At 67.1% G+C, this 13095-nt stretch carries 13 protein-coding genes; 6 read left to right on the top strand and 7 right to left on the bottom strand.

Annotated elements, in window-relative coordinates:
- Positions 1 to 46: 46 nt before the first annotated feature.
- Positions 47 to 694, bottom strand: a complete 648-nt coding sequence (locus FCN77_RS03010; protein ID WP_137324615.1) for a TrmH family RNA methyltransferase — start codon at positions 692 to 694, stop codon at positions 47 to 49.
- 106 nt (positions 695 to 800) lie between these two features.
- Positions 801 to 1814, bottom strand: coding sequence for a hypothetical protein (locus tag FCN77_RS03005; protein WP_254678825.1), 1014 nt, complete (start codon positions 1812 to 1814; stop codon positions 801 to 803).
- Positions 1815 to 2097: 283 nt separating this feature from the next.
- Between FCN77_RS03005 and FCN77_RS03000 the strand changes: the two genes are divergently transcribed.
- Entirely contained in the window at positions 2098 to 2928 is an 831-nt protein-coding gene (locus tag FCN77_RS03000; protein WP_137321059.1) for an HAD-IIA family hydrolase, read from the top strand.
- Between the two features lie 25 nt (positions 2929 to 2953).
- Here FCN77_RS03000 and FCN77_RS02995 read toward each other — a convergent pair whose 3' ends face one another.
- The 4 genes from FCN77_RS02995 to pyrE all read right to left on the bottom strand — a co-directional run bounded on the left by FCN77_RS02995 (position 2954) and on the right by pyrE (position 6246).
- On the bottom strand, positions 2954 to 3994 hold the full coding sequence (locus tag FCN77_RS02995; protein WP_137321058.1) for a thioesterase domain-containing protein: 1041 nt from the start codon (positions 3992 to 3994) through the stop codon (positions 2954 to 2956).
- A 50-nt stretch (positions 3995 to 4044) separates the two neighbouring features.
- Positions 4045 to 4638 (bottom strand): hypothetical protein, encoded by a 594-nt coding sequence (locus tag FCN77_RS02990; protein ID WP_175417121.1) that lies wholly within the window; start codon positions 4636 to 4638, stop codon positions 4045 to 4047.
- Between the two features lie 127 nt (positions 4639 to 4765).
- Entirely contained in the window at positions 4766 to 5548 is a 783-nt protein-coding gene (locus FCN77_RS02985) for a GAF and ANTAR domain-containing protein (RefSeq protein WP_137321057.1), read from the bottom strand.
- A 125-nt stretch (positions 5549 to 5673) separates the two neighbouring features.
- Positions 5674 to 6246 (bottom strand): orotate phosphoribosyltransferase, encoded by a 573-nt coding sequence (pyrE, locus tag FCN77_RS02980; protein ID WP_137321056.1) that lies wholly within the window; start codon positions 6244 to 6246, stop codon positions 5674 to 5676.
- A gap of 146 nt (positions 6247 to 6392) precedes the next feature.
- On the opposite strand from pyrE, the gene acsA reads away from it, so the two are divergent.
- From acsA to FCN77_RS02955, 5 genes are read left to right on the top strand one after another with little or no spacing between them, the layout of a single operon-like run.
- Positions 6393 to 8216 (top strand): acetate--CoA ligase, encoded by a 1824-nt coding sequence (acsA, locus tag FCN77_RS02975; RefSeq protein WP_137321055.1) that lies wholly within the window; start codon positions 6393 to 6395, stop codon positions 8214 to 8216.
- A complete protein-coding gene (pdhA, locus tag FCN77_RS02970; protein WP_175417120.1) occupies positions 8213 to 9214 on the top strand; it encodes a pyruvate dehydrogenase (acetyl-transferring) E1 component subunit alpha in 1002 nt (333 codons plus the stop codon). The genes acsA and pdhA overlap by 4 nt, the downstream gene beginning before the upstream one ends.
- Positions 9211 to 10191: an alpha-ketoacid dehydrogenase subunit beta gene (locus FCN77_RS02965; protein WP_137321054.1), complete on the top strand. Its 981-nt coding sequence runs from the start codon at positions 9211 to 9213 to the stop codon at positions 10189 to 10191. Before pdhA ends, FCN77_RS02965 begins: the two co-directional genes overlap by 4 nt.
- On the top strand, positions 10184 to 11611 hold the full coding sequence (locus FCN77_RS02960) for a 2-oxo acid dehydrogenase subunit E2 (protein ID WP_137321053.1): 1428 nt from the start codon (positions 10184 to 10186) through the stop codon (positions 11609 to 11611). Before FCN77_RS02965 ends, FCN77_RS02960 begins: the two co-directional genes overlap by 8 nt.
- On the top strand, positions 11608 to 11850 hold the full coding sequence (locus tag FCN77_RS02955) for an acyl carrier protein (RefSeq protein WP_137321052.1): 243 nt from the start codon (positions 11608 to 11610) through the stop codon (positions 11848 to 11850). Before FCN77_RS02960 ends, FCN77_RS02955 begins: the two co-directional genes overlap by 4 nt.
- Here the strand turns inward: FCN77_RS02955 and FCN77_RS02950 are convergent.
- Entirely contained in the window at positions 11829 to 13076 is a 1248-nt protein-coding gene (locus tag FCN77_RS02950) for an FAD-dependent oxidoreductase (RefSeq protein ID WP_137321051.1), read from the bottom strand. The genes FCN77_RS02955 and FCN77_RS02950 overlap by 22 nt on opposite strands.
- Between the last annotated feature and the right edge of the window lie 19 nt (positions 13077 to 13095).

The following is a 13095-nucleotide window of genomic DNA, read 5'->3' as shown; positions in this document are numbered from 1 at the left end:
GGATGGCAGTTCGCGCGGGCGGGCAGGCAACTGTGCGGGCAAGCTGCTAGACGTGCTGGCTGAAAACGTGGCGCCGGATCCAGGCGTGCATGGCGATGGCCGCCGCAGAGGCCGCGTTAATGGACCGGGTGGAGCCGAACTGTTCAATCGACAGGGTGTCCACGGCGGCGGCGTGCACTTCCGGGGTCAGGCCCGGGCCTTCCTGGCCGAACACCAGCACGCAGTTCTTCGGGAGGTCGTAGGTTTCCAGCGGCACGGAATCGGGGAAGATGTCGATGCCGATGATCGCCAGCCCCTCCCCCTGCGCCCACGCCACAAAATCCTCCACGGTGGGGTGGTGGCGGACGTGCTGGTAGCGGTCGGTGACCATGGCCCCGCGGCGGTTCCACCGGCGTCGTCCGATGATGTGCACTTCCTTGGCGAGGAACGCGTTGGCGGAGCGCACTACAGTGCCGATGTTCATGTCGTGCTGCCAGTTTTCGATCGCGATGTGGAACTCGTGCCGCTTCGAATCCAGGTCCGCCACGATGGCCTCGTGCTTCCAGTAGCGGTACTTGTCCACCACGTTGCGGCGGTCTCCGTCGGCCAGGAGGTCGGGGTCCCAGTGCTCACCTTGGGGAAGCTCACCTTCCCAGGGCCCGACACCGACCTCCGCCTTGGGCTCCGGTTCCTCCTCGTGCGGGGGAACGGGCAGGGCTGGGGTCTGGGGGTGGTCAGTCACCCCTCAACTCTAGCCGCACCCGTCCCGGCCATCCGGCACGGTGTCCCTGCCGGGATGGACCCGTTCGGCACCGGACGGGCTAGCCGTCCAGCTTCCAGCGGTTGGCCCGGTAGGAGTTGGCGATCTTCTCCAGTGCCTCCGGGTTGGCGCTCCAGAAGCTCTCGTGTCCGCTGACGCCCATCATCTGAGGCGTGCCCCACGGAGTCACCGTAAACAGGTTGACGGCCCGGATGGCGTCACCGCCGGCGTTGGTGCACGTGAACCCGACCACGACGGCCGCAGCGCGGCGGAACTCGCGGATTTCCGGCGTCGACGACTCAAAATTGGTGACGCACTTGTGGCCCACGAGGTGCTGCGGCAGTTCAGCGGCGGGGATCGCCTTGAGCTTTGCCTCAATGTCCTTGATGGCTGCCTGGACTTTTGCCGGCTCCTTGCCGTACTTGCCCTCTTCTGCTTCGGCGAAGAAGGCGAAGGCCGTGGAGATGCCGTCCCCGTCGCGCGCTTCAGTGCCCTGCGCCTTTTGCTGCATGGTGGCGCCGGTGGCAGGGTCTTTGGTGATCCCGAACGTGGTGTCGCTGCTCCAGGAAGCCAGGTACGCGAAGGAGGATTCCCCGGTGACAAACCGGGTGAACAGCGGATCGTCAGCGCCCGGCACGTTGGCGGGACCCTGCAGTGCGTCCCACCCCTGGGGAAGCGGGAAGGCCCCGGCCGGCATGTCGTCCGCGGCGGGATCGTCCGAGGGCTCAGCGGATGCCTCGGGGGCAGGGCTCTCCTCTGCGGCGTCCGACGACGCGGCTCCCGAGGAGGGCGCCGCAGGCACGGGGTGGTCCTGCGCCTGCGGTTTGCTGAACGCCGGAATGACCCAAACGAACACGGCGATCAACGCAATGATCACGGCAGCGGCGACGGCGCCCAGCACAATGATCAGGTTCTTGTTGTTGGGCGGCTGCTGAGGCGGCTGCGGCTGGTACGGCGGCTGCGGCTGGTACGGCGGTGGCGGTGCACCGTAGGGCTGCCGGGGTATGGGCGGGTAGCCCTGTGTGGGCGGGTTATCCCTGGGCGGCGGTGGCGGTGCACCGTAGTTGTTGCTCATGGCTGTCCCTTTCAGGTGCTTGCGGGCATCCTGCGGTTCCATGGATGCCCGGAATGTCCGTTGGGGACCTCCCGGCGCACGCCGGCACAACAACCGCCGCAGACATCCCCCGATCCCCGGTAGCTAGCACCGTGGTGCCAGGCACGAGCCTAGTCGACCGGACAGCCGCTTGACGGAAACCATAGAGGCGCCCGTCCGTCATTCTTCGGTCGCCGGGTGTTCCGGCGACCGAAGAATGACAGACTGGGATCCGAAACCGGCACATCGGCGTTGGAGGATCACCATGGCAAAATCAGACGAAGTACGTTCATCGGCAGCGGTTTACCGCAGCGGCCAGGAGATCGAGTGCTGGCTGACCGACATGGACGGCGTGCTGGTCCACGAAAACCAGCCGATCCCCGGTGCAGCGGAACTGATCCAGCGCTGGGTGGACACTTCCAAGCGGTTCCTGGTGCTCACCAACAACTCCATCTTTACGCCCCGTGACCTGGCCGCCCGGCTGCGGTCCTCCGGCCTGGAGATCCCGGAGGAGAACATCTGGACGTCCGCCCTGGCCACGGCGCAGTTCCTGAAGGACCAGGTGCGCGGCTCGGAATCCGGGAACCGCGCCTACACCATCGGCGAAGCAGGACTCACGACGGCGCTGCACGAGGCCGGCTTCATCCTCACCGACCAGAACCCGGACTTCGTGGTGCTCGGCGAAACGCGCACCTACTCCTTCGAAGCCATTACCATGGCCATCCGGCTGATCCTGGCCGGCGCCCGCTTCATCGCCACCAACCCGGATGCCACCGGCCCGTCCAAGGACGGCCCCATGCCGGCCACCGGAGCCATCGCGGCCCTGATCACCAAGGCCACCGGCCGCGAGCCCTACATTGTGGGAAAACCGAACCCCATGATGTTCCGTTCAGCCATGAACCAGATCGACGCGCACTCCGAGACCACGGCCATGATCGGCGACCGGATGGACACCGACATCATCGCGGGCATGGAGGCCGGGCTTCACACGGTGCTGGTGCTCAGCGGAATCACGCACAAGGACGACATCGCGGCCTACCCCTTCCGGCCCAACCAGATCCTGAACTCGGTGGCGGACCTCAAGAGCCAGATCTAGGCCGGTACGCCGGCGGAACGCGGCCTCAGAACGGGGTCATCTTCCCGCCGCCCGAAGGCAGCGGGAAGATTTCGTCCTGCAGTTCTTGCAGGACGGGCCGGTAGACGAACGGGTTCCACTGCGGACTGGCGTGCGCCGGCAGGGCATCGTCGGTCCGCCGGTCGTTGGACACCATGTTCGCCGGAAAATTCTGTGCCCAGGACTCGCGGGCCGTCTCGTAGTTCACTGTGCCGTCGCGCGGGTTGCCGATGAAGGCCATCCGGGTCGCGCCCAGTTTGCCGGCGAACCGGGTGGCGTCGAAATGGTAAATGTAGGCCGATTCGGATTGGATCAGCACGCTTGACGGCGCGATCGGGGACAGCTGCTCCATGCTTTGGTCCACCACCTGGCGCCAGGTCCGTTCGTCCTTGTGCAGCAGCCGCTCGCCCAGCTCATACCCGCCGCGCAATACGGTGGGAACACGGAACCCGCCCTCGTAGAGGACCACCACACCTTCGAACCAGCTCTGGTCCAGGACGTCGAACTTGCTGTAGGGGCTTGAGTCCAGCAGGATGAACTCCACCTCCACGCCGTGCAGCTCGCGCAACCGGGCAGCGACCTGGGTTGCCACCATGCCGCCGAAGCTGTGGCCGTAGAAATACAGCTTGGTCAGCTGCTTCGCCCGGACGTGTTCGATCACGGCGATCACGATCTGGTCGATGTCCAGGCCCTCATTGGAGTAGCCGACGGCGGCCAGCTGGCCCCGCTGCCGCAGGGCTCCGCGCAGGGAGTTGAGGATCCATTGCGCCTCTTCCCAGCTGGTCTTGTACCCCGGGAACAGGATCCAGCTGGCGTGCGGGTAGTAGCTCTCCGCGAAGTCGTCACCGACCACCAGGATCTTGTTCGTGCGGCGCTCCTCCTGGACATGCCGGGTGAAGAACATGTCGGTGGCCAGGAGCGAGGCGGCGCCGGCTCCGATCAGGAAGTTGCGGCGCGAGAATCTTTTGAGGTCGGCGGCATGCTTGAGGAGACGGCCCTCGGGTGATCCGGGGCCGCCCTCGGGGTGTGGCTCCTGGGCACGCGGCACACCTCTACCGTAGCCACTGCGGAAGCCGGATATGAAACCTGTGAAATGTGCTAGCTCGCAGGCTCGGACGGGAGTGCCACCAGGCTGTCCGGGGTGTCCCCCGGGCTGGCTTTGGCGCGCTCCCGCCGGGACATTTCCATGCCGATCGCGTCGTACCGGGCCAGGAGTTCGGTACCGGCGACCGCCGCCGGGTCGTCCAGCATTCCGAAGATGGAGTCGCTGGCCGCAAGGAGTTCGTCGTCGGAGTACTTGGCCAGCGGCCCGGATCCCGACGGATCGATGGACGCGGCGAATTCCCCGGTGATTTCAAGCGTCTTTGAGAACCGGGCGTCGTCTCCGGCAACGTCCTCCCGCCGCGGCAGGAAGTCCAGTGAAACTCCCGATCCGCCGGAGGCTCCGGCTTCGCTGACGCCGTGGTCGATGGCGTTGAGGTCGTTGCGCAGCCCCACGAGGGCGGCCGATTCCACGAAGGCGGCCTGGGAGAGATCCACACGGATGTGGGAGGTGATACCCATCAGCCGGATGCGGCGAATAACCAGCACAAGGGCGGGGCGGGTTTCCTGGCTGAGGCTCCCCCGGACGTCGATCCGGACAACATCGGACGTGACGTCGAGTTTAACGAGGGCGTGAAGCTTGCGGTCCATAGGTACTCCAAAAAAGGGTGTCTATGGCCGACGGCTCAACCTTGGCCAGCGTATCCGCCGGAAGCCGGCAACACAAGCCCGGAATTCAGCGTGGAGTTCGGCATTGGCGGGCTCGGCAATGCCAGCGTTAGCCGGCCTGGCTTTGGCCCTGACCGCGGCCCTGTCCCTGCCCTGGTTCCTCGAAGTGCGTACGGGTCTCCGCGCCGCCTACCGAAGCCACCAGTGATTTTGCGACGTCGCGCAGCTTGACGTTGCTGTTGCTGGACGCATCCGTGAGGATCCGGACTGCCGACACCTGGCTGCAGCGGTTCTGTGCCATGACGATCCCCACCGCGATGTCGATGGTGGTCCGGGATTCCAGCGTGGCGCGCAGGTTGGCGGCACTGTCAGTATGCAGCGAAAACCTGACGGCCAGGCGGAGCGCCTGCGAAATCTCGCGGGTATAGCCCCTTGCACGGGCGGCCGCCTTCTCGTCGAATTTGTGCGGGACGTCCGAATAGAGGTTCAGCGCGGCCTGGGCGTCCCCTTGAAGGTGGAACGGCAGCGACAGGACCGACCGCAGCCCGTGCGACGCGACGGCGTTGGCGTAGTCAGGGCCCCAGCGGTCCTCTTCGAAGAGATCCGGAACGTGGACCTCCCGTTCTTCCTCCGCCGCCGTCAGGCACGGCCCCTGGGACAGCGAATACTGGATCTCGTCCACCTCGCGCGCCGACTCACTGCTCCAGCCGATGGTCGCCGCCTTGCGGTCGCGCAGCAAGGTGATGCCGCACAGCGCGTCGTCGCCGTCGCCCGCCACCTGGTGCGCGGAAAAGCGCGCCAGTTCGTTGAGGAAGTCCTCAAAATCAGCGCTCTCCAAGATGAGGTTCTGGATCTGGTCGACGGTGGTGGGGCTTGGGTTGGACGGGGGCATGGCGCGTTTCTCCAGGTGCGTGACTTGAATTTGAGCTACACAAATTGTAAGGACACGCCTCTTGGCCATCCAAGCGGGGTTTGCTTCCGGCTGAATTGTGCCGTCGCGTTGCCGGCATTTGGACCCTAGCTCAGGCCGAGCTCATCCTTGCCGAAGGCGAACAGGTAGGGAACACCGGTCTCGCCTTCGATCTTTTCCTTGGCGCCGGTGTCGCGGTCCACGATCACGGCGACGGCCACCACATTGCCGCCGGCCTTGCGGACGCCCTCGACGGCGGTCAGCGCGGACCCGCCGGTGGTGGACGTGTCCTCGAGTACCAGGACCTTGCGGCCCTCCACCGAGGGCCCTTCCACCTGGCGGCCCATGCCGTAGGACTTCTGCGCCTTACGGACAACGAATGCGTCGACGGTGCGGCCGGCGTCCCCGGCGGCGTGCATCACGGCGGTGCCCACGGGATCGGCTCCCATGGTCAGGCCGCCGGCGCATTCAAAGTCGATGCCGGCGTCGTCGATCAGCGAGAGCATGACCTGCCCCACCAGCTTGGACGCCTCGTGGTGCAACGTGATGCGGCGGAGGTCGATGTAGTAGTCGGCCTCGGCTCCGCTGGACAGGATCACCTTGCCGCGGACCACGGCGAGTTCTTTGATGAGTTCAAGCAGGCGGGCACGGGCGGCGGCAGCATCAAGCGGAGCAGTCATGGGGTCCAGTTTAGTGGCTCCGCAGTTTGTGACGGCCCGTGCCCGCGTTGCCGGACGGGCGGGCCTTCCGCCGGACGGGCGGGCCTTGGAGTGCCACAGGACTTTCTACTCTATGCAGCTTTCCCGGGTAGGAGTCCGATTGAATCATGACGGCCGGAACCGCTCCCTCGACACGCTGGCCCGCAATCCCCAAGGACATCCGCGGCCTCGCCGTCCGCCCGAACATGGTGGACTACGATGCCAGCCGCGCCGCGTTCTCTTGGGATGAGGCGCGGCACGCGCTGTCCGGACTGCCCGACGGCGGCATCAACATTGCCTACGAGGCCGTGGACCGCCACGCCGCGGGCGAACGGGCAGGTCATGAAGCGCTGCGCTTCATTCGCGCCGACGGTACCGCCCGTTCGTTGACTTACGCAGAGCTGGCGGAACAGACCGGACGGTTTGCCGGCGTCCTGCACGGGCTGGGAATCGGCCGCGGGGAACGTGTCTTTTCGCTCATGGGCCGCAGCCCGGAGTTGTACGTGGCGGTCTTGGGAACGCTCAAGAACGCCAGCGTGTTCTGCCCCCTCTTTTCCGCCTTCGGCCCGGAGCCTGTCCGTCAGCGTCTTCACCTGGGATCCGGCCGTGCCTTGGTCACCACTCGGGCACTGTACCGGCGGAAGGTTGCCCAGATACGGGACGAGCTGCCGGAGCTGGAGCACGTGCTGCTGATCGATGCTGAGGGCCTGCCGGACCCCGGAACCCTGGATCTGGCCGAACTGATGCGGGACGCGCAGCCGCGGGAAACCGTTCCGACCCGCGCCGAAGAAATGGCCCTGCTGCACTTCACCAGCGGCACCACCGGCACCCCCAAAGGGGCTATCCATGTGCACGACGCCGTCACGGCGCACCGCGCCACCGGCTTCTTTGCACTGGACCTCCACCCGGACGACGTCTACTGGTGCACGGCCGATCCCGGCTGGGTCACGGGCACCTCCTACGGTGTGATCGCTCCCCTTACCCACGGGGTGACCACCATCGTGGACGAAGAGGAGATGGACGCGGACAGGTGGTACCGGATCCTCGCCGAGCAGCGCGTCACCGTCTGGTACACCGCCCCCACCGCGCTGCGCATGCTGATGAAGGCCGGTGCCGACCATGCGGCAGGGCACGATCTGTCCGCACTGCGGTTTGTGGCCAGCGTAGGCGAGCCGCTCAATCCCGAAGTGGTGGTGTGGGGCCAGGAAGCCTTTGGCCAGCCTGTCCATGACAACTGGTGGCAGACCGAAACCGGCGGCATCATGATTTCGAACTACCCCGCCATGGAGATCCGGCCCGGCTCCATGGGCCGGCCCCTGCCCGGCGTCGAGGCCGCCATTGTGGCCCGGGACCAGAACGGCAAAGCGGTGCTCCGGAACGGCGAGGCCGTCCTCGTGACCGAACCGGAAGGGGTGGGCGAACTGGCCCTCCGTCCGGGCTGGCCCTCCATGTTCCGCGGCTACCTCCACGAAGACGAGCGGTACCGGCGTTGCTTTGCCGGCGGCTGGTACCTCACCGGGGACCTCGCGAAGAAGGACGCCGACGGGTACTTCTGGTTCGTCGGCAGGGGCGACGACGTCATCAAGTCCTCCGGGCACCTGATCGGCCCGTTCGAGGTGGAGAGCTCGCTGATGGAGCACGAAGCGGTGGCCGAGGCAGGGGTGATCGGCGTCCCCGATCCCGTTGCCGGCGAAGTGGTCAAGGCCTTCGTGGAGCTTCGCACAGGGTGGCAGCCCTCGGAGGCGCTCAGGCTGGACATCATCGGCTTCGCCCGCAAACGGCTGGGCCCGGCGGTGGCTCCCCGGCTTCTGGATTTCACCGAGGCGCTGCCCAAGACCCGGAGCGGCAAGATCCTCAGGCGGCTCCTGAAGGCCCGCGAACTCGGCCTGCCCGAAGGTGACACCTCAACAATCGAGTCACCTCCCGGCCACTATCCGGGAGCACCCTCATGACCGGCACATCATCGCGCGGCACGGGAAGCGCGGAATCCGGCCATGCACGCCACCTGCTCCACCAGATGCTGCGGGTGCGTCGGCTCGAGGAGCAGTGCGTGGAGCTCTACAGTGCGGCCAAGATCCGCGGATTCCTGCACGTCTACATCGGTGAGGAAGCGGTGGCCGCAGGTGTGATGAGCACCCTGGGTCCGGACGACGCCGTGGTGGCAACGTACAGGGAACACGGCCACGCGCTGCTGCGCGGCGTACCCGCCGGAGCCATCCTGGCCGAAATGTACGGCTATGTGGAGGGCTGCTGCCGTGGCCGCGGCGGTTCGATGCACCTGTTCGACGCTGCCACCCGCTTCTATGGCGGCAACGCGATCGTGGCGGGCGGGCTGCCGCTGGCCGTGGGCCTGGCGCTCGCCGACAAGATGTCAGGGCGCTCCAGGGTGACCGCCTGCTTCTTCGGCGAAGGCGCCGTGGCCGAGGGCGCATTCCACGAAAGCCTCAACCTCGCCGCGCTGTGGCAGCTGCCCGTCCTGTTCTGCTGCGAAAACAACCTGTATGCCATGGGCACCGCGCTGGCCCGCTCCGAATCGCAGACCGATATTGCCCTCAAGGCGGCCGGCTACGAGATTGCCTCGTGGTCCGCGGACGGGATGGATGTGCTTGCCGTCGAAGAGGCTGCGCGGCGCGCAGTGGACGCCGTCCGGGCCGGAGGCGGACCGCATTTCCTTGAGCTGCGGACCTACCGGTTCAGGGCCCACTCCATGTTCGATCCCGAACGATACCGGGAAAAGACGGAGGTCTCCCGCTGGATGGAGCGCGATCCGATCAACTCGCTGCGGAACGCGTTGGAAGCTGCCGGGCAGTTGACGGAAAAGGACTGGAAATCCATCCAGCAGGACGTGGAGGCCGAAGTGAAGGCCGCGGTGGAATTCGCCGAAGCGGGCACGCTGGAGCCGGTTGAGGATCTGACCCGGTTCGTCTACAGCGAACGGAGCCCGCAATGAAGACCACCTACCGCGAAGCGATGCGGGCAGCCATCAGGGATGCCCTCCAGCGCGACGAACGGGTGTTCCTCATGGGTGAGGATGTTGGCGCGTATGGCGGGTGCTTCGCCGTGAGCCTTGGCCTGTTCGAGGAGTTCGGTCCGGAACGGATCCGGGACACTCCGCTGTCCGAATCCGGCTTCGTCGGCGCAGGCATCGGGGCCGCCTTGGGCGGGATGCGGCCCATTGTTGAGATCATGACCGTCAATTTCAGCCTGCTGGCCCTGGACCAGCTGGTGAACAACGCGGCCACGCTGCTGCACATGTCCGGCGGGCAGTTCAACGTTCCCCTGGTCATCCGGATGACCACCGGTGCGGGCCGCCAGCTGGGCGCCCAGCACTCGCACAGCCTGGAGGGGTGGTACGCGCACATCCCGGGCCTGCGGATCCTCACTCCCGCAACCCTTGAGGACGCCCGCGGGATGCTGTGGACGGCGTTGGAAGACCCGGATCCGGTGCTGATCTTCGAGCACGGCACCCTGTACAACGTGGCCGGGGACCTCGCTGACGACGCCGGCCCCGTGGATATCAGCACAGCTGCCGTCCGCCGCCCCGGCAAGGACATTTCGCTCATCACCTACGGCGGAACGTTGCCGGTAGTGCTCGACGCCGCCGCCCGGCTGGCAGCCGACGGCATCGACGCCGAGGTGCTCGATTTGCGCGTGCTGCGCCCGCTCGACGACGCCGCCATCCTGGGCAGCGTGGCCAAGACCCACCGCGCCGTTGTGGTGGACGAAGGCTGGCGGAGCGGCAGCATCTCCGCCGAACTCAGTGCAAGAATCACCGAAAGCGCCTTCTTCGACCTGGACGCCCCCGTGGGCCGCGTCTGCAGCGCCGAAGTGCCGCTGCCCTACGCCAAACACCAGGAGCTGGCAGCACTTCCCACGGCCGAACGCATCGTGGCTGCTGCCCGGGAGGCGGTAGGGGCCCGTGGGTGAATTCCGGATGCCCTCCCTTGGTGCGGACATGGAGCACGGCAAGATGGTGGAGTGGCTGGTCAAGCCGGGAGACTTCGTGCACCGCGGCGATGTAGTGGCCGTTGTGGACACGGACAAGACCGTGATGGATGTGGAGTCCTTCGAAGAGGGCGTCGTGGCCGAACTCCTGGTGGATGTTGGCACCACGGTTCCCATCGGCACTCCCTTGGCACGGATTACCCAGACCCCCGACGACGGCGCCGGTCAGGCAGTCGCGCGGCCTGCAGGCACGCAGGCGAAGCCGGGTCCGGAAACGGCCGAGGCAGCAGGCGCGGCCGCAGAGCCGGAAAGCCCTGCCGCGGCAGGTGCGCCTGTTCCTCCCCCGGTCCGGCACCTGGCACACCAGCTTGGGGTGGATACGTCAGGGATCCGCGGCACGGGCAAGCGCGGCACGGTCACCCGCGCCGACGTGGAACACGCTGCAGCCGCCGCGCCCCATCGGGCCCCGGCGGCTCCGTCAGGTGTTCCGGTCTCCCCTGGGGCCCGGGTGCGGTCCTCGCCGCGCGCCCGGCGGCTGGCGGACCAGCTCGGCGTCGACATCGGCACCGTGCCGGGGACGGGACCGGATGGCGCCGTAACGGAAGCCGACATCCAGCGTGCCGTGAGCGGGCCCGGGGCATCTGTTCCTGCGAAGGAGGCGCCGGGTGCGGTGCTGGCCCCGCCCGGGGAAGGTGCGCTCCCCGCGGAGGAGGCGCCGCCGTCGGAAGCGCAGGACCGCTTGTCCAGCCTCCGGCGGGCCATCGGCTCGCTGATGACCCGGTCCAAGAAGACCATTCCGCACTACTACCTCAGCACCACGCTGGACCTGCGCGCCGCCATCGCGTGGATGCAACTGGTCAACGAACAGCGGCCGGTGGCCTCGCGGCTGGTCCCCTCGGCGCTGTTGTTGAAGGCAACTGCTCTGGCCGCCCGGGAGGTTCCCGAAGTCAACGGCTTCTTCACCGACGGAGTGTTCCGGCCGAGCAGATCCGTGCACCTCGGCGTTGCCGTGGCCCTGCGGCACGGCGGTCTGGTAGCACCAGCCATCCACGACGCCGACACCCTGGCCGTGGATGTCCTGATGCAGCAGCTGCGGGACCTGGTCAGCCGGGCGCGTGCCGGGCGGCTGCAGCGTTCGGAAATGGCCGATCCCACGCTCACGGTCACGAATCTGGGCGACCTCGGGGTGGAGGCTGTTTACGGCGTCATCTATCCGCCGCAGGTGGCCATGGTGGGTCTGGGCAAGGTGGTGGAGCAAGCCTGGGCACACGACGGGATGCTCGGCGTGCGGCCTGCTGTCACCGCCACCCTGTCCGCCGACCACCGGGTCAGCGACGGGCTCCGGGGCGGCCGCTTCCTGGCCCGCATCGACGAACTGCTGCAAAAACCGGAGGAGCTATGAACGAGCAGGACGCACGGCAGGCCGTGCACACGGCCATCAGCCAGGTTGCGCCGGACGTTGACTTTGACGGCCTCGACGAGGATTCCCGGCTGCGGCAGGACCTTGAGCTTGATTCGCTGGATTTCCTCAGGCTCGTAGAAACCATCAACGAGGCCACCGGCGTGGACATTCCTGAACGCGACTACACCGCGGTGGCCACCGTGAAGGGCCTGATCGATTACGTCGCCTCCCGCGGCTGAGCGCGGCGGGCAAAAGCCGGCGCGTGCTCCGGCCGGGGTCCGAACGCGATGAGCCGCGGCATAAGCCGCCGCACCACCGGGGCGTGCCGGACAAAGAACAGCAGGACCGGCGGAGCACCCGGCCTTCTTCCGGCGAACAGCGGGACGAACACCGCCCGGTGCATGACGCGCTGGACGGTCTGGACAATAACGGTGGGCATCCGGCGCCGCCGTTCCACCGCTGCGAGGTCCTTTTTCGACACTTGCCCCCGGAGCAGTGCCGGCGCCAGCCTGGCCGCTGCGGCCACGGCGTCCTGGATCGCCAGGTTGATGCCCACGCCGCCCGCCGGTGACATGGCATGAGCGGCGTCGCCTATGCACAGCAGCCCGTCCACGTACCATCGCCGCAGCCGGTCCAGCCGCACGTCCAGCCAGTGAAGGTCATCAATCGATCGGATCGAGTCGACGCGGTCGGCCAGGTCCGGGCGCAGGGCGGCAACGCGCTCCCTGAACCGTTCAATTCCCTCGGAGCGGATCCGCGCGTCCGCTCCCTTGGGGCCGAGGTACCCCATCTGGTAGTAGTCGTCGCGGAACAGCGCGATCATGGCTTCGCGGTTCCGGAAGGCCGGAACGATGCCCGCCACTGCGCCTTTTTCCGAGGCGTGGCGCGGGAGCTTGAACCACCAGGTGTCGAAGGGAACCGGGTAGTCCTTCGGCCGCAGGGCGGCGGCCCGGCGCAGCACGGAATGGCGCCCGTCCGTGGCCACCACAAGGTCCGCGTGGAGCGCCCCTTCCGAACCGTCCCGGGTCCGGTAGCGCACGCCGGTGACGCGCCCGCCGTCGTACATCAACGACGTGGCTTCATGCTCCATCAGGAGCGTGAACGTGGGTTCGCGTGCGGCCTCGGTGGCCAGGAAGTTCAGGAAATCCCACTGCGGCATCATGGCGATGTAGTTGTACGGGGGCTTCAAGGAAGCGAAATCGCCCAGCGTGACCAGGCCGACGCCCGGGATGGGGAAGGCGACGTTGTTCAGCCGGCTCTGCGGGAGCTTGCGGAATCCGTCGCCGAGCCCGAGTTCGTCAATCAGCCGGATGGTTGAAGCGTGCACGGTGTCGCCGCGGAAATCCCGCAGGAAGTCGCCGTGCTTTTCGAGGACCGTGACCTCCACCCCGGCCCGGGCCAGCAGCAACCCCAGCATCATGCCCGCCGGCCCTCCGCCTACAACAGCGCACCCCGTTCGCTCCATGCACCCACGCTACGCCCCG

This window comes from Arthrobacter sp. 24S4-2, assembly GCF_005280255.1.
Lineage (GTDB): Bacteria > Actinomycetota > Actinomycetes > Actinomycetales > Micrococcaceae > Arthrobacter.
Note: the sequence above shows the minus strand (reverse complement) of the source record. Positions and strands in the feature narration are given on the sequence as shown.

Bases quoted from the DNA above. Each gene is read 5' to 3' on its own strand.
- FCN77_RS02990 (WP_175417121.1), bottom strand. From the start codon at position 4,638: ATGGACCGCAAGCTTCACGCCCTCGTTAAACTCGACGTCACGTCCGAT.
- FCN77_RS02985 (WP_137321057.1), bottom strand. From the start codon at position 5,548: ATGCCCCCGTCCAACCCAAGCCCCACCACCGTCGACCAGATCCAGAAC.
- pyrE (WP_137321056.1), bottom strand. From the start codon at position 6,246: ATGACTGCTCCGCTTGATGCTGCCGCCGCCCGTGCCCGCCTGCTTGAA.
- FCN77_RS02965 (WP_137321054.1), top strand. From the start codon at position 9,211: ATGAAGACCACCTACCGCGAAGCGATGCGGGCAGCCATCAGGGATGCC.
- FCN77_RS03005 (WP_254678825.1), bottom strand. From the start codon at position 1,814: ATGAGCAACAACTACGGTGCACCGCCACCGCCGCCCAGGGATAACCCG.
- pdhA (WP_175417120.1), top strand. From the start codon at position 8,213: ATGACCGGCACATCATCGCGCGGCACGGGAAGCGCGGAATCCGGCCAT.
- acsA (WP_137321055.1), top strand. From the start codon at position 6,393: ATGACGGCCGGAACCGCTCCCTCGACACGCTGGCCCGCAATCCCCAAG.
- FCN77_RS02950 (WP_137321051.1), bottom strand. From the start codon at position 13,076: ATGGAGCGAACGGGGTGCGCTGTTGTAGGCGGAGGGCCGGCGGGCATG.
- FCN77_RS03000 (WP_137321059.1), top strand. From the start codon at position 2,098: ATGGCAAAATCAGACGAAGTACGTTCATCGGCAGCGGTTTACCGCAGC.
- FCN77_RS02955 (WP_137321052.1), top strand. From the start codon at position 11,608: ATGAACGAGCAGGACGCACGGCAGGCCGTGCACACGGCCATCAGCCAG.